Raw genomic sequence first — 21,834 nt, 5'->3', positions numbered from 1 at the left:
ACTGATCTCATGTTGTTAGGTCAATTTCTCCTCAAGCATGTCAAATATATCGTCCATTTCATCCATATCAAGGTCACCAGCAGAGAAATCACTTGGCGTAAATTCTCGTTCGTGCTGCGCTAAACAATGAGTCATGATGGATTGGATTTTTTCCTTTAGCAATGCCATGAACCGCTGTATCGTCTGTTCTTCATATTCATCTGAACAATATGAACAAGACAACATGAATCGATTGTGTTGAACAAGACCACTGAGGTTCAGCTTATAGACAGCTTCTGAATCAGGGCTTGCTTGTCGTCCCATATCATAGGCGGATGGTCCAAAGAGTTCTGTCGTCACTTCCTGATCAATCTGCCCAAGATAGTTCAAGCTGATTTCAGGTTGTACATGTTTTCCTGACGACTCAGTGAGATATTTTAAAATCCCGTAGCCGATCCCTTTATTCGGGACACGCCGCAGCATTTCTTTCGTTCCTTTAATCTCCTCAGCTATGCTCTGATCCGGCTTTGCTTTCAGTACGACTGGATACATACTCGTAAACCAGCCAACCGTGCGGGAGACATCCAGCCCTGATAAAATATCCTCTCTTCCATGACCTTCAAGCTGCACATGTACATGGGATTCACCTGTCCACTCCTGAACGGCAAGACCGAGCGCACATAGAAGAATATCGTTCATTTCCGTTGTGTAAGGTAGATGAATGTCGGTCAAAAGATGCTCGGTTTCAGACTCTGAAAGCTGCATCTGTACTGCTTTTGTTTGAGCAACTTTTCTTTTCGTTACTTCATGATCAACAGGTAAAGTGGTCATTGGGGTCCTGTCAATCTCATTCCAGTACTCACTTTGGCTTTTTAACGGTTTGGACTGTGCGTATCGTTCGATCGCCTCTGCCCATTCTTTAAAGGAGTGGGTTTTGTGCGGCAGGACGAGCGTTTGTCCTTGAGCTGCCTGTTGATAAAGAGACATAAAGTCCTCTAGTAAAATTCGGCATGAGACACCATCAATCACAAGATGGTGTGTCACGATAAGTAAGTGATCGCCATCTTTTGCACGGAAACAGATCACTTTCATGAGCGGACCTGTTTCGAGGTTCAGCTGACGCTGATACTCGTTGGCATAGGTGGAAATGGCTTTTTTCACGTCGTGCTCTTTAGAGACATCATGAGAAATAACCGCAATCGGTTCAGTGAGCTCCCGCTGATTGTATTGCAGGATGCTGCCATCCTCTTGCCTGTATACCATGCGCAGTGCATCATGATGTGAAAGTAATTTCTGCATCACTTGTTCTGTCATCAAAAGGTCAAATCCATTTGGCGCATGAAGCATCATCGAGAGATTCCAATGATGCTGGTCAGTGAATGTTCGTTCAAAGAACCAGCGTTGAATTGGAGTCAACATGACTTCCCCTTCGACAGGTGATTGGTCAGCTGTCAGTTGATCAGCTTCTTCGATATATGGGCGTAGCTCCGCAATCGTTGGGTACTGGAATAGTAGTTTCATATCAATCTTCCAGCCCGCTTGTGTGAGTCTGCTTGCCATTTGAATGCCTTTAATCGAGTCTCCGCCAAGGAAGAAGAAGTGATCGTGAATGCCGACTTGGCTGACGCCAAGCACGTCTTCCCAAATGCCGCATAGAAGCGTTTCGACTTCGTCTCTTGGCGCTTCGTATGCTGTTTGGTTCGCTTCCATATCAGGTGCTGGCAATGCTTTCAGATCGACCTTGCCATTTGCCGTCATCGGCAGTTGGTCAAGCTTGATGATCCATGAAGGCACCATATAGTCTGGCAACGTGCGTTTTAGACTTTCTTTTAGGTCGGTCGTTTCTTCAGCTGTGATGACGTAAGCGGCAAGGGCATCCTGTTCGCTGGCATCTTTGACCGTTGTCACAACTGCTTCTTTGACTTCTGCCAGCGCAAGGAGCTGCGCCTCAATTTCTGACAGCTCAATCCGGAAGCCACGGATGTTGACCTGATGGTCTTTTCTGCCGAGATAGATTAGCTCGCCATCCTCTGTCCATTTCACCAAATCACCTGTCAGGTACATGCGCTCACCTGGATAAAATGGATCTGGGACAAAACTTTTCTCTGTTTCCTCCGGAAGATTCCAGTACCCTCTTGCCAGTCCTTTTCCTGCGATCACAAGCTCACCCGGTACGCCTGGCGGCGAGAGATCATATAACGAACCCATAATGTAAAAACGAGTATTAGCAATCGCTGTTCCAATCGGAAGCGTGCCTTGATCTGGATCGATAATCCCACTTGTCGCCACGACGGTGTTTTCAGTCGGACCGTAGTTATTCACGAGTTGATAAGGAACAGGCTTTACCTGTTTCAACTTGTCTCCTCCTGTTAGTAAGTAACGCAAGGAGTGATTGTCCATTGACATAAACTGCTCGCATAGCTGAGTCGGCAAGAACGCAATGGTGATATTTTCATCATTGAAATACGCATTGAGCTTGATCATATCGAGACGAATCGCTTCATCAATGATGTGCAGCTCTGCACCGGCAATCCATGTCGGGAACATTTCCCAAATAGAGGCGTCAAAGCCAAAGCCGGCATATTTGGCGGTTCGGTCCGCATTGGTCACTTGGAAGGCATCATTGTGCCAAAACGCTAGATTCACAAGGGACTGGTGCTCGACCATGACACCTTTCGGCTGTCCTGTCGTTCCAGACGTGTAAATCATATAGGCGAGATCTGTTGGTTTGACATGAACCTGAATTTCTTGTGCTTCGCCTTCTACCGCATCTTCTATGAACAGGACATGCCCTGCGAATGAAGATGGTGCAGTCAGTCCTTTTTGCATGAGAAGAACCTCTGTCCCGCTGTCTTCCAGCATATAAGCAATGCGCTGATCAGGATAATCCGCATCAATTGGAACGAATGCCGCACCTGCCTTAAGGACGCCAAGGACGGCTGCCGTCATATCAAGTGATGGGCGAGTGAAAATACCGACACGGTCTCCTCGTTTTATGCCGTTTGAAATGAGTCTTGAAGCGACTGTATTTGAACGGCTGTTGAGTTCTTCATACGTCCAGCTTGTTCCGCGGAAGGTCGCCGCTTTTTGGTGCGGTGCTTCAAATACCTTAGCCTCAATCAGTGCATGAACCGTTTGATCTGACGGAACGTTTAGGACAGGACCTGACCATTCATTGATCAGCTCTTGTTTTTCCTCTTCTGTTAAGATCGAAAGCGATGAAATTGGTTCATTTAGCTTCGCCAGCATCTCGTCTATGATTTGTTCATAATATCGACTCCAACGCTGAATGGTCTTCTTTTTAAACAGCGCTGTTGCATACTCAAAGCGTAAGCCCACTTGGTTCTTTTCTTCGAATACACCGAGCGTTACATCAAATTTTGCATGAACTGTCTCTTGCTGTTTTTGCGAAAGCTTGAGTCCATTTAGATTCGGTAACGTCATATCACGGTCATCCGTTGTCAGCATGACACTAAACAATGGGTTGCGGCTCGTGTCTTTCGGCAGATCTAACTGTGCCACCAATTCCTCAAACGGAAATTCTTGATGTTCATAGGCTGATAGACTTCGATCTTTCATTTTTTCAAGTAATTGTGCTGTCGTTTCCTCGAGCTGCACTTCATGTCGAAGAGCCAGTGTATTCACAAACATGCCTGGAACCCGTTCGATTGAAGCATGTGTACGTCCTGCTGTGACAGCGCCTATCACGATATCTGTCTGCCCAGTTAATTTGGAAAGGAAAATAGCAAATGCCGTTTGCATGACCATGTTCATGCTCACACCTTTTTCAGCCATGAGTGCTTTAATGGTCTGCACCTTTTCAGAAGATAACCATCTATCGACTCGGTCTCCTTCAAATGACTGTACATGAGGGCGCGGAAAATCAAGTGGCAGTGCCAAATCTTCAGGTGGCTCTGCGTATTGCTCCAGCCAATATTGACGCTGTTTTTCGAGCAGCGCTTGCTGCTTTTCTTCCTGCTGCCACACCGCATAATCCTTATAGTGCAGCTGAACTGGCGGTAACGTCTTTTTCTCATACAGCTCTGCCAATTCTTGAATGAGCAGACTGCGTGTGACACCATCTGCGATGATATGGTGCATATCCATCATGAACATATATTTTTCTTCAGAAAGCTTCGCCACCTTTGCCCTCATTAATGGTGCTTGATGTAATGAGAATGGGGTGATGAATGCGTCTATGACAGGTTGCTCATGACCTTTCTCTACTTCAACAACCTCTAACGTAAACGGCACTCGGCGATACACTTTTTGAACGGGTACGCCATCAATTTCTACAAAGGCTGTCCGCAATGATTCATGTCGTTCGATCAAGGCTTGCAGCGCTTCTTCTAGCTGCTTTACATCTAGACTGCCTTCCATCATCAATACGGCAGGCATATGGTAAGTCACTGCTTCTGGATGCAGCTGCTGCAACACATACATCCGCTTTTGAGCAGAAGAGACAGGATAGAAATCTTGCTTCTCCGCCGGCTGAATGGATGTCATGTCCGAGGAACCCACTTCTTCTAAATAAGCTGCCATCGCCCGTATCGTTGGCTTTTCAAAAAGGACTTTGAGCGGCACATGCTTGTTCAGCTTGGCTTGTACCTTCGAAATGAGCACCATGCCTTTGAGAGAATGACCTCCCAATTCAAAGAAGTGATCATGAACACCTATTTGTTCAACCCCAAGTACTTCTGACCAAATGTCACACAGCGACTGCTCAAGTGCCGTTTCTGGTGCTACATGCACCGCGCGATTCATATGCACCTCGTGCGGAAGCGGCAGAGATTTCGCATCTACCTTTCCGTTTTGCGTGAGCGGGATGTGGTCGACTTTGACAAAGTACGTTGGGATCATATAATCCGGCAGTGTCTCCGCAAGCTTTTCTCTAAACGTCAGTGTTCCAATCGGTTCAGGCGACGTGTAATAAAGTGCAAGCTCTGGTAAACGGGACATATGAAGTACTTTCACATACACCTCTTGAATGGATAATCGTGCACGTGCGGCATGCTCAATTTCCTGCTTCTCAATACGATAGCCGCGGACTTTCACTTGATCATCTATTCTTCCGAGAAACTCAATGTCTCCATTTGCATGCTGTCTGACCAAATCTCCTGTACGATACATCCGCTCTTCAGAAAAATACGGATTTTCTAGAAAACGCTCTGCCGTTAATTCAGGCTGATTCAAATACCCTCTCGATACACCTTCCCCTGATATATAAAGCTCTCCAGGTGCACCATACGGGACGAGGCGCTGCTGACGATTGAGTGCGAGCGCTCTTGTGTGAGCAATTGGCTGTCCGATCACAGAGCGATCCTTCGATTCGCCTAGCTCTTGCTTTGTGATCAGCTTGGTCACAGTTCCAATGGTTGTCTCTGTCGGGCCGTAGTGGTTCATCACAGCCACACATGGATGCTGTTCCATAAATATCTCAACGTCTTCAGAGACAATCGGTTCTCCTCCAAGTATGACAAGGCGTAAAGCGTTAAATGCATGATCTTTCGAATCTGCCATCATATGAAATAAGGATGGTGTCATTTTGATATAAGTCAGCTCTTGTTCATCAATTAAACGCATGAGTCGTACCGGGTCTGTATACACATCTTCACGAGGCACATACAGGGTTCCTCCTGCCTTTAAGACAGGGAAAATGCTTGTGTAACCAAGATCGTATGCATAAGAAGAAAGAAGTGCCGTCCGATCGCATTCTTGCAATGTCACCTCATTTGTCAGCCAGTTAACGTAGTGTGATAGATTACGATGCGTGAGCTGAACACCCTTCGGTTTTCCTGTTGTCCCAGATGTGTAAATCACATACGCAAGTTGATCGGCTGATACTTCCGGCAAATCTAGCGTGCGGCTTTGTAGTACTGCTTTTTCAATCTGCACGACCTGAATCGACTTGTGATGTTGATAGGACCCTGCAAGAGACTCATTTGTTACGATCACTTGTGCACCTGAATCTTCTAATGTGTAATTGATACGTTTCTCAGGAAAGGCCGGATCAATTGGCACAAATGCACCTCCTGCTTTCATCACACCAAGCATTGAAACGATGACATAGACAGAGCGATCAAGAATCAGCGCTACAGTCTTTTCTTTCTCGACGCCTCGTATCTTCAGTTCACTGCCAATTACATTTGACATGTCTTCCAGCTCGCGGTAAGTGAGCTTCCGTTGATCATCCATCACCGCAATGGCATCTGGTGTTTCCTTTGCCTGACGTGAAAGTTGGACGTGGAAAGGCTCATGATGATTTGTTTGCACTTCGTCTTTTTTCTCCAACCGCTCTATTTGCTCATGCTGTTCAAGAATAGGGAGCAAGCCGATCTGTTCATCCGGGTGTTGGACCGCTTCATGAATAATCGCCAGAAGATGAGTTCCGAATCTGCGGATCGTCTCTTCTTTAAATAACGCCGCTGCATAGTCAAAGCTCAGCTTTAATGCTCCTTCTCGTTCAAATGCTTCTAGAGACAAGTCAAATTTGACTGAGTGATGCTGTATGGCATAAGGCGAAATGTGCAGGTCACCGAGCTTTAGCGCGGGAACCTCCATGTTCTGCATGTTAAATGACACGCTAAAGAGCGGGCTTCGGGTTGTATCACGATCTAACGGAAGACGTGCAATTAACTCTTCAAGCGGATAGCTTTGATGAGCAAAAGCATCAACACTCGTTTCTTTTATTTCTTCAAGCAGCTGTAAAAATGTTTTCGTTTGCTCTGGTTTTCCGCGTATCGCAACGGTGTTGATAAACATCCCTGGCATGTCCTGTATATCAGGATGTGTCCGTCCTGCAACAGGGGAACCAACGATGATATCTTCCTGACCGCTATAGGTGGCAAGCAGCACCTGAAAAGCAGATAACAAGAACATGTACATGGTCGTATCTGTTTTCTGAAGCAGGTCATGAATCCGCTGAGTCGTCGCTTGATCACAGCCAAACATGAATCGTTCTCCTGAAAAATCACGTTCCGCTGGACGCGAATAATCCGTTGGCAGCTCTAATACTGGCAAGTCTCCTTCGAATTGCTTCAGCCAATAGGCTTCATGCTCCTTCTGTTTCTCCGTCTCTTCTTCACTTAACTGCCAGACAGCGTAATCTTTATAATGAATGGTTCTTTCTGCAAGAGCTTCGCCATCATAGGCCTTCGCCAAATCTTGTATGAACGTCTTCATGGAGCTGCCATCTGTAATGAGATGATGCGCTTCCAAGACGAGAAGATGACGGTTTTCACTGACCTTCAACAGCTGAGCTCGCAAAAGGGGTGCCGCTGTTAAATCAAATGGCGTCTGACGTTCAGAAAGAAATGCTTCCGCCTCTTCTTCCTTGATGTCATGGACGGGAAGATCAAATGCCGTCCAATCATTCACTCTTTGAACAATGTCTTCTCCATTCATATGAAAACTCGTTCTTAGAATTTCATGCGTTTGGATCAACTGATCGAACGCTGATTTGAGCCGCTGATATTGGAGTGTTCCTTCAAGCGTTAAGACGATTGGAATATGATAATTCGTGCTGTCTGGTTCGAGTGTCTGCAAAATGTATAAACGACGCTGAGCTGGTGATACCGGATATTCATCCGCCTGCTCTGCTGGTATAATCGGATGTCCCATTTCTTCTTGACCATCCTGATCGATATATGCCGCTAATGAACGAACCGTCGGCTTCTCAAAAATCACTTGAATCGGCACTTCCTTTTGTAGCACCTCTTGAATCTTCGCAGACATCATCATCGCTTTGAGAGAGTGCCCGCCAGCCATGAAGAAATGTTCATCTACTCCGACCGTTTTTCCAAGGAGCTCCTCCCAAATTTGAGCGAGTGCCTTTTCTGTCTCCGTCTCAGGCGGAATGATTTCCTTTTTCTCCTGATGCGCTTCGTCCGGCTTTGGTAAAGCTTTTCGATCTACCTTGCCGTTCGATGTGAGTGTAAAAGCATCCAGCTTCATCACATGGTGCGGCACCATATAAGCCGGGAGCTCTTGATTAAATAAATCTCGCACTTCTTCTTCTGTCATTGTCCCTGTGAAGTAAGCGGTGATTTCCTTTTCATCTGAGGAAAACGAATGGACAAGCACAACCGCATCATCTATGCCCGCTTTTTGCTGAAGCACTGTTTCAATTTCACCAAGCTCAATACGGAAGCCTCGAATTTTCACTTGATCATCTGTCCGGCCGAGGAATTCGATCTGGCCATCCGCGCCATACCGAGCCCAATCCCCTGTTCGATACAAACGGCCTGACGGCTTAAAAGGATCTGCCAAGAATACTTGGTTGGTCAAATCTGGACGATGGAGATACCCTCTTGCGACACCATCTCCGCCAACATACAGCTCTCCTGGCGCTCCAATTGGCTGCAATCGTTGATCATCATCTAAAATATAAGCCGACGAATGGTTAATCGGCTGACCAATTGGAATCGGACCCGTTTCATCTCCTCTTACTTCGTAAATGGTCGAGATGGTTGTATTTTCTGTTGGACCATAGGCATTCAGCAAGACAAGTGCTGGATGATGCTGTTTCACAAGCTCCGCACTCTTCACATTGATCACGTCACCGCCTGTAATTAATGTGGTTAATCCTTTGAACATTTGCGGCCGCTGCTGAGCGAGCTGATTAAATAACCCAGTCGTTAAAAAGAGCGCCGAGATCTGATGTGTTTGGATAAATTGTTCGAATCTATTGATATCCAATAAAGTATCACGGTCAACAGGATACAGCGTCGCACCACCCAGTAGCGTGGTAAAGATTTCAAAGGTAATGGCGTCAAAGCTGACCGCTCCTGTATGCGCCATACTATCCGACTTATTCAAGCCTAATTTCTCCTGAGAGCAAGCCAATCTCACAATATGCTGATGCTCAATTTGCACCCCTTTTGGCTGTCCAGTTGATCCAGATGTATACATGATATACGCCAAGTGAGATGGAGACGTCTGGGCTGATACATCCATGTGTGAGTGATGAGGCTTACTCGTCACATGTACAGCCTTGATCTGTTCATCAACTGGCGGCTGACTGTCAGCATGAAGCAAAATGGATGCGCCGCTATCTTCAAGCATCCATCGGATTCTCTCCTCAGGCTGGGAAGGGTCAATTGGTACATAAGCTGCCCCTGCGTGTAGAACTGCTAAGATGGCGATCACCGCATCAGCTGATCGATTCATATACACTGCGACAGCATCTCCTGGCTGTACGCCTTTCTCTATAAGACTGCCAGCTAAACGACTGATTTCTTGTCCGAGCTCCTCGTACGTGAATGTTTGATCGCCTTCAACTAATGCCAGATGGTCAGGCTGCGCCTTCATACGTTCTTTGAGCAGCTCAGGAATAGACAGATGCTTCGGATAATCTCGCTCCGTCTGATTCCACGCTTTTATCTGTTGCTTCTCTTCTTCCGTGATACATGTCACGTCATGAAGGCGTACATCAGTGTTTTGGATGATTTGCTTCATGAGATTAGTTAGATGTTTCGATATGTTTTCAATGACCTTTTCTTCAAAAGCTATGGCGTTGTATTTGATTTTCAATGTCCACGTTTCACCGGGATACACAAGGACATTTAGGTCAAAATTCGTTTGTTCAAATCCGTCCTTTACATCAATGGAAAAACCAAGACGCGCAGACATGGTGTCACCAGACAGCTCCTGATCTAAAGGATAGTTTTCAAACCCAACCAAATGATCAAAGAGCTGCCCTCCAGCAGCTGTTTTCTGCTGAATGTCATAAAGCGGCATAAAATCATAGTTTTCCGCTTCCAATGCATGCTGCTGTACCTTTTGAAACAACTGTTTGAACGTCTGCTTCTGATCCAATGTCACTCGAACGGGTATCGTATTGATAAACAGCCCTGCCATGCGCTCAATTCCAGATACACTTGGAGGTCTGCCCGATACAACGGTGCCGAATGTGACATCATCAGCTGCATGATAGGTGCCTAAAAGAACAGACCAGACCGCCTGAAACAGGTTCGGGGCTGTCACTTGGCATTGTCTTGCTACATTTTGAATGGCTTGTACCGTTTGAGCATCCCATGTAAATGTCCATTCCTGATGGTCGTATTGTCCGTTCGCTTCTTTTTGCTGCAGTAGCCCTTGATGCTGAACCGCTCCATCTAGACGCTCCTGCCAATAGCTTTCCGCTTCTTGTTTATTTTGCTTTCCAAGCCACTGGATATAATCTGCATAAGGCTTACCCTGTGAGCGATCCGGCGTTCGACCGTTCCGAAAAGATTCATAGTAATGAAACAGTTTTTTCATTAAAACACCCATGGACCAACCATCCATGATGATGTGATGGTTGCTCCAAATGAGATGCCAATTTGTTTCATTTAGTTGAAAAACAGCGACCTTCAATAACAGATCATTTGTTAAATGAAATCCTTGCTTTCTCACTTGTTTTTTATATTGATCCAATACCTTTTGCTGCTCTTGATGATTCAGATGTGATAGATCCTCTCGATACACATCGAGATGACGTTCAGCCAGTACAACCTGACGAGGCTTTTGTAATTGTTGATAAACAAAGGCTGTACGGAGAATGTCATATGTCCGTATGAGCTCATTGAGACTTTTTTCAAAAAGAGCGTGATCAAATTCTCCGCTTATTCCAAGCTCAAGCTGTGTGAAATAAGAGGAGGAATTAGGGTCTAGCATGGCATGATAGAGCATGCCCTCCTGCATGGGTGTTAAAGGATATACCTTTTGAATCTTCTGCTTGCTCATATGTCCACCTCTTCGTTTGCTTAAAATATATCCATTAGCTTTTCAAGTTCATCCATCGTGAGATCTTCATCACCCACATCACTAGGTGTCATCTGGGTTTCCTCCTGTGATACGCAATGTGAGATCAGCGCCTTCACATTCTTTTCAAGAAGGTCCTTGAATTGTTCCATCGTACGTTCTTCAAATTCAAGATGATGATAAGAAATCGTCACATGGAGCATGGCTTGTTCGACGAAACCAACAATATCAAGTGCATGAGGTTTCTCTGATTCAGGACTCAGCGATTGGCCTGCATCCCACGTTGAGCGGCTTAACTCACCGATGATCTGTTCATCAAACTGACCAAGATAGTTAAAGCTGATATGTGGCACGAGATCAAATGAGATATCGTCCTTCATCTTGTCAGGGGTTAAATATTTTAATATGCCATAGCCGATTCCCTTGTTCGGGATGTGCCTGAGTTCCTCTTTTAAATGCTTGATCTGATAAGAAAGATCGTCTGCATGCGACATATCCAGTAACACAGGATACATACTTGTAAACCAGCCAATCGTCCGTGATACATTGACCGCAGGGAGGATGTTCTCTCTCCCGTGTCCTTCAAGATGTATAAAGTGTCTATCTTCACCTGTCCACTCTTTCATGGACAATCCGAGTGCTGTCAGCAAAATATCATTGATGTCTGTTTGATATGCTTCATGTACATCTGTCAGCAGACTGCGTGTTTCCTCCTCAGACAATGTAAAACGAATGGTCTGTGTATGAAGCATCCGCTGATCCTCCGTCACATGATCCTTTTGAAGCGGCGTAACGGAATGCGCAAGTACCTTTTTCCAATAAGCTCTTTCCGACAGCAACTCATCTGACATCGCGTATTCCGTCAGCTTCTGGGCATATTCTTGGAAAGAGTGTGTTTTTTCAGGAAGTGTCAGGACTTCCCCGCGCTTCGACTGTTCATAAAGAGCCATAAAATCTTCAAGGAAAATACGCCATGACACACCATCGATGACAAGATGATGTACAGCGAGCAGTAAATGATCCCCTTGATCCGTTCGGAAAATGGCTGGCTTTACTAAAGGTCCTTCCGCTAGCGATATACTCGCCTGCACTTCATTTGCCAGCTTTTCTACCTGCTGGATTTGCTGCGACAGTTCCCCTTGTACTTCTACCACATCAACAGCCACCAAGTTTTCTTCGATTTTTCGATGACGCTGGATCACGCGTCCTTCTTCAAGCGGATACACCATTCGCAAGGCATCGTGATGGATCATGAGCTGCTCCAACACTTGCTGAACGATGGTTTCATCCAAGCCATTTGGCGCTTGGAGCATAACTGATTGGTTCCAATGGTGCTGACTCGTAAAGTTTCGTTCAAAGAACCAGCGCTGAATCGGTGTGAAAATGACTTCTCCTTCGACAGGTGATTGGTCAGCTGTCAGTTGATCGGCTTCTTCGATATATGGGCGTAGCTCCGCAATCGTTGGGTACTGGAATAGTAGTTTCATATCAATCTTCCAGCCCGCTTGTGTGAGCCTGCTTGCCATTTGAATGCCTTTAATCGAGTCTCCGCCAAGGAAGAAGAAGTGATCATGAATGCCGACTTGGCTGACGCCAAGCACGTCTTTCCAAATGCCGCATAGAAGCGTTTCGACTTCGTCTCTTGGCGCTTCGTATGCCGTTTGGTTCGCTTCCATATCTGGTGCTGGCAATGCTTTCAGATCGACTTTTCCATTTGCCGTCATCGGCAGGTGGTCTAGCTTGATGATCCATGAAGGCACCATATAGTCTGGCAACGTGCGTTTTAGACTTTCTTTCAGGTCGGTCGTTTCTTCAGCTGTGATGACGTAAGCGGCAAGGGCATCCTGTTCGCTGGCATCTTTGACCGTTGTCACAACTGCTTCTTTGACTTCTGCCAGCGCAAGGAGCTGCGCCTCAATTTCTGACAGCTCAATCCGGAAGCCACGGATGTTGACCTGATGGTCTTTTCTGCCGAGATAGATTAGCTCGCCATCCTCTGTCCATTTCACCAAATCACCTGTCAGGTACATGCGCTCACCTGGATAAAATGGATCTGGGACAAAACTTTTCTCTGTTTCCTCCGGAAGATTCCAGTACCCTCTTGCCAGTCCTTTTCCTGCGATCACAAGCTCACCCGGTACGCCTGGCGGCGAGAGATCATATAACGAACCCATAATGTAAAAACGAGTATTAGCAATCGCTGTTCCAATCGGAAGCGTGCCTTGATCTGGATTGATGATCCCACTTGTCGCCACGACGGTGTTTTCTGTTGGACCGTAGTTATTCACGAGTTGATATGGAACAGGCTTTACCTGTTTCAGCTTGTCTCCGCCTGTTAGTAAGTAACGCAAGGAGTGATTGTCCATTGACATAAACTGTTCGCATAGGTGAGTTGGCAAGAACGCAATGGTGATATTTTCGTCATTGAAATACGTATTGAGCTTGATCATATCGAGACGAATCGCTTCATCAATGATGTGCAGCTCTGCGCCGGCAATCCATGTCGGGAACATTTCCCAAATAGAGGCGTCAAAGCCAAAGCCGGCATATTTAGCGGTTCGATCCGCATTTGTCACTTGGAAGGCATCATTGTGCCAGAACGCTAGATTCACAAGGGACTGGTGCTCGACCATGACACCTTTCGGCTGTCCTGTCGTTCCAGACGTGTAAATCATATAGGCGAGATCTGTTGGTTTGACATGAATCTGAATTTCTTGTGCTTCGCCTTCTACCGCATCTTCTATGAACAGGACATGCCCTGCGAATGAAGATGGTGCAGTCAGTCCTTTTTGCATGAGAAGAACCTCTGCCCCGCTGTCTTCCAGCATGTAGGCAATACGCTGATCCGGATAATCCGCATCAATTGGAACGAATGTCGCACCTGACTTCAGGACGCCAAGGACGGTTGCCGCCATATCAAGCGATGGGCGAGTCAGAATACCGACACGGTCTCCTCGTTTTATGCCGTTTGAGATGAGTCTTGAAGCGACTGTATTTGAACGGCTGTTCAGTTCCTCATACGTCCAGCTTGTTCCGCAGAAGGTCGCCGCTTTTTGTTTCGGTGCTTCAAATACCTTAGCCTCAATCAGTGCATGAACGTTTCGATCTGACGGAACGTTTAGGACAGGGCCTGACCATTCACTGAGCAGTTTTTGCTGCTGCTTCGGTGATAATAGCTGCATTTGATCTAGCGATTGATCTGGCTCTGATACCATTTGTTCCAATAAATGAAGGAAAAACTCCTTCCACTTTTCGATCGACGACTGTTGAAAGATAGAAGAATTAAAATCGAACACAAGCTCAATGTGATCAGCCGATTCGTTTCCAGTTAAGGTCAAATCAAATTTGGCGATATTCTCTTCGAATGGCTCTGGAACAATGTGAAGTCCATCCATCGTTAAATCACGGATATCCGCATTTTCCATTGAGAACACCACATCAAAGATTGGATGACGGCTAGTGTCTCGAACCGTTTGTACTTGGTCTACCAATTCTTCAAATGGGTACAACTGATGCTCATTTGCCTCTAACACAAGCTGATGAACATTTGACGCAAATTCCGCAGCTGTCAGATGTCCTGCTGGCTTTGTTCTAAGTGCCAGCGTGTTCACAAACATACCAATGACAGATTGAATATCCGGATGAGTTCTGCCCACAATCGGCGAACCGATGATGATATCTTCTTGTCTTGATAGCTTGCTTAAAAGGGTACTGTAGCAAGTGAGCAGGACTGTATACGTCGTACTGTTGAGCGCTCTGACCAGCTCATCCAATTTGGCTTTAAGCGGCCCATTGATTGTAAATGAGACGCGATCTCCTGCGAATGTTTGCACTTTTGGTCTTGGCAGGTCTTCAGGCAGTGCCAGTACAGGCAGGTCTCCTTGTAATTGCTTCAGCCAAAACGCCTCTTCAGCTTCTATTTGTGCAGCAAACGTCTCGCTTTTTGACCAAACCGCATAATCCTTATATTGAACAGGTAATTTCTCTAATTTGTCTCCTCGATACAAGGCTGAAAGCTCCTCAATTAAAATGCCCACAGATGCACCATCTGAAATGATATGATGCATATCAATCAGCAAATAATGGACATTTACGGAAGCAGAAACTAGACCTACTCTGAGTAGAGGCGCCTTTTCTATATCAAATGGACGGATAAAGTCATTCATCAATTCCTGTATGTCTCTTCCGTTCCCTTCGATTGTCTCAATGTCTACGGAGATGTTTGGTTCAATCCGTTGAACAGGTTCATTCTGAACAAAATCAAAGCTCGTTCGGAATGCTTCATGACGATGGGCAAGCTGTTCAATCGCTTTTTTAAATCGTTTTTCATCAAAAGCACCTTCTAGCTTTAAAGCAGCCGGCATATGATAGCTTTGCTCCGCGTCGGTCATTTTCTCCAATACAAACAGCCGTTTCTGAGCAGATGTCACTGGATAATAGGCCGCTTCTTCTGCAACCTCCACCCGCTTGATCTCCGTTTGATCCGCTTGATCAACCGCAAAGGCAAACGCCTCTAATATTGGGGATTCAAATAAAGACTTTAAAGTGAGCTCCACGTGCATCTCTTCATACAGCTTGTTCAGCATTTTCATGCCGCGCAGCGAATGACCACCGCATTCAAAGAAATGATCGTGCCTGCCGATTCGCGGCACTTCAAGAACTTCTTCCCAAATGCGCGCCACGAGACGCTCCGTTTCTGTTTGAGGAGGGATGTACTCATTTACCCCTTGCTCACTTAGGTCAGGCACCGGTAGCGCGCGCCTATCTACCTTGCCGTTATTCGTCAGCGGAAGCTCGTCTAATTGCATGAAGAATGACGGCATCATATACACAGGCAGTTCACGCCCTGCTTGCTCGCGTAAATCAGTTAATGAGACAGACCCTTCGGCTGTAAAATACGCACATAATGTGTCATTTGGAGCTGCAATGACGACGGCTTCCTTTAATTGCGGATGGCGCAGCAGCTGATGCTCAATTTCTCCAAGTTCAATACGCTGACCTCGAATCTTCACTTGATGATCGATTCGTCCAATGAATTCAATCTCTCCATTTGAAAGCCAGCGTGCAAGATCACCCGTTTTGTACATGACCTCACCAGGGCGGAAAGGATTTTCCACGAATTTTTCACTTGTGAGTTTTGGCTGCCCATAATATCCTTTTACCAGTCCATCACCAGCGACACATAACTCTCCTGCTACACCTGGCGGTTGCAGCTGTCCAAATTCATCTACAATATAAACAGCCGTTTGACTCACTGGCTTTCCGATTGGAATGGATAACGCCTGCTCCTCAATGTGATTCACTGGATAATACGTAGTGAAAATCGTACTTTCAGAAGGACCGTACATATGAACAAGTTTGCCTTCCCCTACCGTTTCAAGTGCAGTCATGACATGAGGCACGGAAGCACGTTCTCCGCCAAATAGAACTTTTCTAACGTTCTTCAGGCTGTCTTTTTTCATATCGATAAGTAAGTGAAAAAGAGCTGTCGTGATCATTAAAATACTGACTTTCTCCTTCTCAATCGCTCCAGAAAGCTCATTCATGTTTAAGATATGATCCTTTGGCAGAACAATCAGTTTCGCACCGTTTAATAAAGCACCAAACACATCAAACATAAAAGCATCAAATACATAGTTTGATAGGCTCATCACCGTGTCTTCATGATGAATGGTCAGATAATTTGATTGCTTCACCGTTCTCAAAATATTCCGGTGTGTCACCATATTTCCTTTAGGTTTTCCTGTTGTACCAGATGTATAGGTCAAATTCGCCAAATCCTCTGGTAAAACACCAACATCTATAGGGCTGTCTGATTGCTGAACAATTGCCCGATCTTCTGTTTCGATGATGGTTCCTTCGAAAGAAGCAAGTACCGAACGATGGCGCAGCACTTGATGTGTCAATAAGAATTGCGCACCGCTGTCTGTTAAAAAGTGCTTCACGCGTTCATCAGGGAAATCAGGATCAATTGGTACATAGACGCCGCCCGCCTTAAGTACAGCTAGAACAGAGAGTACCATCTCATTAGACCGTTCAAAGAATAAGGCTGCTTTCATCCCTCTTTCAAACCCATGTTCACGTAAATAATGAGCCAGCTGATTCACACGGTCATTTAGTTCTTGGTAAGAAAGAATCACACCTTCACATTGGAGGGCAGACTCATGACCGTGCGCCTTCACCTGTGCTTCAAACTGCGTCACAATGGTTTCTTCTGACGGATAAGGCGTCGTTAACGGATTCCACAGATTCAGTTGAGCTTCTGCTTCTTGTTCAGAGAGTAATCGATAAGATCGAATCGCCTCCTCCGGCGCTTGAACCATCTGCTTCAGCAAATACATATAATGATGCAGCATCTGCTCGGCTGTACTTCGTTTAAATAGCGCCGTACTGTAATCGAGGACAAAGGATAACCCTTGATCTGACTCCATCGCTTGCAGCGTTAAATCAAACTTTGCAATATGGAAATTGGTTTCTTCGATTTCAACTTGCATTTCTCCTATATGCTGGGCTGATCCATGATCTGGCATGAGTGTAAAAACGGTATCGAATAATGGATGACGGCTAAAATCCCTTGGCACATTCAGTTTTTCAAGCAGTCGTTCAAATGGATATTGCTGATGCTCAAATGCATGCATCGTCTTTTCCTTCACTTGCTCGATCAACTGCGACATGGTTCCATTCGGATCAACCTCGGACCGCAAAGCAAGTGTCTGGACAAACATGCCAATCATGTCATCCAAATCTGCATGCACTCGCCCTGCCGCCGGTGTTCCAACCACGAATTCCTTTTGACCCGTGTACTTCGCAAGCAATGTATAGTAAGCAGAAAGCAGAACCGTATACAGTGTCGTGTGGTGTTTTGCCGCAAGCTCCTGCAATTGCACCTTTAACGTTTCATTGATTTCTTTGATCACACGATCCCCTACAAACGACTGGACTGCTGGGCGCTGATAATCGGTCAGCAGCTGTAAAGCAGGAAGATCACCCGAAAATTCCTGCAGCCAGAATGCCTCTTCTTTTTGAAAACCTTGTTGTTCTTGCCAAACAGCATAGTCCTGATATTGAAGCTTCAATGGGTCTTTGACCGATCCCTCGTAAGCATCTGACAGCTCACGCAGCATCAAATCAATCGAAAGACCATCTGAGATCAGGTGATGCATATCGAAAAAGAGCAGGTGCTCCTGGTCATGTAATGACTTCAAGCCAATACGAAGAAGTGGTGCACACTCAAGGTTAAAGGGTCTGACAAATCGCTTCATATTTTCTTCCATCGTGCCGCCTGTTAGCTGTTCGATTTGAAATGGCACGGATGGAGCTATCCGATGACGAGGAATACCTTTCAACGTATGAAAAGACGTACGCAGCATATCATGACGTATGATGAGTTTTTCAAAGGCTTCCGTCAGCTTCTCTTGGTGCAGTGTTCCTTTTAACCTCACAACAGCTGGCATATGGTATGCAGTGCTTTGCTCCAATTGGCTCACCATATAAACGCGCTGCTGTGGAGGTGACAATGGATAATGGTCTAAGGCAGGTGCTTTAGGTATCACCGTTTCAGAAGATGTTTCCGCTTGCTCAATGTAGGCAGCCAAAGCGGCAATGGTCTGCTGTTCAAATAAAATGGACAGCGGCACCTCCACCTGAAAATCTCGCTGAACATGTGTGAGTACAGTCATTGCTTTCAGCGAATGCCCCCCTCGTTCGAAGAAGGAATCATATATACCAATCTTCTCTTGACCAAGGATTTTTCCCCACAAACGCACAAGCTTCGTTTCGATCTCGTTTCTAGGCGCAGCATAAACAGCTTGAACGGCTTTATCACCTTTTAAGGCAGCAAGTGCACGACGATCGACTTTGCCGCTGACTGTGAGTGGAAATGCATCGAGCTCTTTGAAATAGAGCGGCATCATGTAAGCTGGTAGCTGATGTTTGATAGCAGCTTGCAGCATGTCAACTGACACATTTTCATGACGAGCTTGATAGTAAGCACTTAACACCTTTTCCCCGTCTGCTTCTTCGACAACAAGTACAATAGCTTGATCCACTCCATCTACCTGCTCCATCACTGCTTCAATTTCGCCTGTTTCTATGCGGTAACCCCTTATTTTCACTTGATCATCCATTCTGCCAAGATAATCAATTGTGCCATCCGGAAGCCATCTGACTAGATCTCCTGTTCGATACATCCGCTCATCTGGAGAAAATGGATCTGCCGTAAATACTTTCTCCGTCAATTCAGGCTGATTCACATAGCCTCGTCCAACACCTATCCCTGCAATGCACAGTTCTCCAGCAGCCCCCTGTACCTGTAATTGATCATGGTCATTTAAAATGTAAAGACGGTGATGACCGAGCGGCTTTCCGATCGACACATAACGCTGCTGTTCAGAGGATTCGCGCAGCTCACTTAGTTCTAGGCGATGAACCGCCGCATCGACACACGTCTCAGTCGGACCATACACATTCCACAAATTAAAATCAGGCTCACTCATCCGAACCGCTTCGATAAGAGAATATGCTGCTTTCGCAGGCAATGCTTCTCCCCCAACTAACATATGCCTCAAGGACAGCCCATCTAATTCCGCTGCAAGTAAAAGCTGCACATGCGCCGGTGTTCCGTCCGCTGCTTCAATTTGATGTTTTCTATAATAAGCCGCTAATTGAACACCATTTCTCGTTGTTTCTCGCGGGATGATATGAAGCGTATGCCCAAATAATAGTGCAGCAAAGATTTGTTTCACCGATGCATCAAAATGGAATGGTGCAAGAAGCGCCATTTGAAGCTCACTCGCCTCTTCATAAACCTCATGATGCAAGGCATGGACCAAATGATGTAGCTGAAGATGCTCAATCATGACGCCCTTCGGCTTTCCAGTCGTCCCCGATGTATAAATCATATATGCCAAATCCTCTGGTACCGACTGATCTACAAGCTGTGGCAACAGTTCATCATCTAATGCGATTTGCTGCTGCACGACCATTTTTTCCGAGAGGACACGGTATGTTGAAACGAACGATTCCTCAGTTAACACAATGGAAGCACCAGAGTCCTCCACAATATATTGAATACGCTCCTCAGGTAATGCTGGATCAATCGGTACATACGCCCCGCCAGCCTTTAATATGCCGAAGATCGCCACCATAGCCTCTGCCTTCCGATCCATTAGGACAGCAACAGGCACATCACGCGAGACACCTTTCATTTGTAAAAAACGCGCCAGCTTTTCTGCCTTTTGAAACAGCTCTCCATAAGTAAATGCTCCATTTTCTGCTACAACAGCTGTCCGCTCTGCATACTTATTGGCTGTCTCATCAAACAAGTGGTGAACCGGCTTTTCAGCTGGCTTTTCAAACGGTTTTCTCTCAGATAATTGAAGCAGTTCCTTTTGTTCATCTGGTGGAAGTAAAGGGAGTTTCCCGATCAGCTGGTCAGGCTGAGAGACCGCCGCTTCTAGTATGATCAAGAATCGATCAAACATCTTACTGATTTCTTCTTCGGTGAATACATCTGTACGGTAGTCCAAATCAATGGTCAATGTATCTGTATCCCAGCGGTCCTTTACATGAATTGAAATATCATTCATTCCGCTCCCGCTAAAGATCGGTTCAGTAATAAAAGACAGATTCTCTTTTTTCTGCCACTGCATGACCTGGTATTCTAAAGAAATATCAAAAAGGCGTCCTGTAAACCCTTCTCTTTCACGTAAATCATTCATGAGGAGATTGTAAGGGTACTTTTGGTGACGCAAAATCTTCATTTGATCCGCCATGACCTGTTTGACGAAATCAAGAAATGATTGCGACCCTTGAACAGATGCACGCATCGGAATGGTGGAAACAAACATACCAATCATCTTTTTTTCTTTGGCATTCGTTCGGTTGCCCATAAAGGTTCCAAGGACAACATCCTCCATACCGCTAAAACGATGCAAATACATATAAACAGTAGACATGAACATCGAGAGCATACTGACTTTCTGCTCTTCACAAAACGTACGAAGTTTCTCCTTCAAAGAATCTGGAATATCCCCTGAAAATCGCTCCGCATGTAAACTCATCTCGTATCCCTTATGCGGTTTTAAAGAAGCGAAATCTGGAATATTGGCAAATTGTTCATTCCAAAAAGCTTGGTCTTTTTGAAATCGTTTAGAAGTTTCATAGCTTTGCTCACTCATAATGTGGTCAACGAAGGAAATCTCCTCAACCGGTGAGATGTCTACCCCCTGCAGCATGTCCTGGTACAAGTCGATGATGCGATTTCCCATTAAGATGATGGAGATACCATCCGCCACAATATGATGTGCTTTACAAAACAGCCAGCACTCTTGATCACTGATTTGAAAGACCGTAAATTCAATCAAGAGGCTGTCAATCAACGGCATCGGCTCACGGATTTGTTCATTCGCCCAAGCCCTCACTTCTTCTTCACTCCAGCCCTTCTCCATGCGAATCGGCTGTTCTTCATAAGGCTTGATATATTGAACAGGCTCCTCCTGCTCATGCCGATACACCAGCCTCAACCGAAGGGAGTCAGTTTGGCGAATGTACGCTTGAAGCACGTCAACGACCAAAGATGGATCTAAACCTGATACCGATCTCAATCTGGCGAATCCACCCAAATTAGAAATACTTGTACCTGGATAAAATCTTTCCGTGTAGAATACTCGCTTTTGCGCATGTGTTAAGGGGTAATAAACTGTATTCATTTTCATCCTCCGCCTCTTCTGTGTTTTCTCCACCAATGTGACAACCCTGCACCCTCTATATCAAAAGAACCAAGTCTATTCCATTAAAATAGACAGAATACGGAAAGAAGCCCACCCCGAATAAAACGGAGGGACTCCCATTTTGATTCGGTAACCTGCCGACCATAGTAAAAAAGCAACATTTACCTTAGGACATGGCTTTGCGTCTCTACGTTTCCATAGATTTGCCTTTTTCTTCTTTTCTTTTTAAATATTTTCTATTTACGTCCACTTTATATGAAATTATTGTTTTTTTCACCGAAAAATGGGTGTAAAGATTCATGCGTTATGCCGAATGAATCACATAATAATTTACGATATTTACCGAAAATAACTAATAATAGTTGCGTTCAACCGAAAATAA

At 45.5% G+C, this 21,834-nt stretch carries 2 protein-coding genes and 1 riboswitch; both genes read right to left on the bottom strand.

Annotated elements, in window-relative coordinates; translation table 11 throughout:
* Window positions 1-15 precede the first annotated feature (15 nt).
* Window positions 16-10,704, bottom strand: coding sequence for an amino acid adenylation domain-containing protein (locus MKY18_RS01965; RefSeq protein ID WP_342497692.1), 10,689 nt, complete (start codon window positions 10,702-10,704; stop codon window positions 16-18).
* 20 nt (window positions 10,705-10,724) lie between these two features.
* The gene (locus MKY18_RS01960) at window positions 10,725-21,431 is read right to left on the bottom strand and encodes an amino acid adenylation domain-containing protein (protein WP_342497691.1); all 10,707 of its coding nucleotides are present in this window, start codon (window positions 21,429-21,431) and stop codon (window positions 10,725-10,727) included.
* 146 nt (window positions 21,432-21,577) lie between these two features.
* Window positions 21,578-21,670, bottom strand: a riboswitch (cyclic di-GMP riboswitch).
* Window positions 21,671-21,834: the final 164 nt, after the last annotated feature.

Source organism: Bacillus sp. FSL R7-0672, assembly GCF_038601465.1.
Lineage (GTDB): Bacteria > Bacillota > Bacilli > Bacillales > Bacillaceae > Bacillus > Bacillus pumilus.
Note: the sequence above shows the minus strand (reverse complement) of the source record. Positions and strands in the feature narration are given on the sequence as shown.

What these genes read in the sequence shown, in the direction of transcription:
- MKY18_RS01965 (WP_342497692.1), bottom strand. Translation starts at nt 10,704, where the DNA reads ATGAGCAAGCAGAAGATTCAAAAGGTATATCCTTTAACACCCATGCAG.
- MKY18_RS01960 (WP_342497691.1), bottom strand. Translation starts at nt 21,431, where the DNA reads ATGAATACAGTTTATTACCCCTTAACACATGCGCAAAAGCGAGTATTC.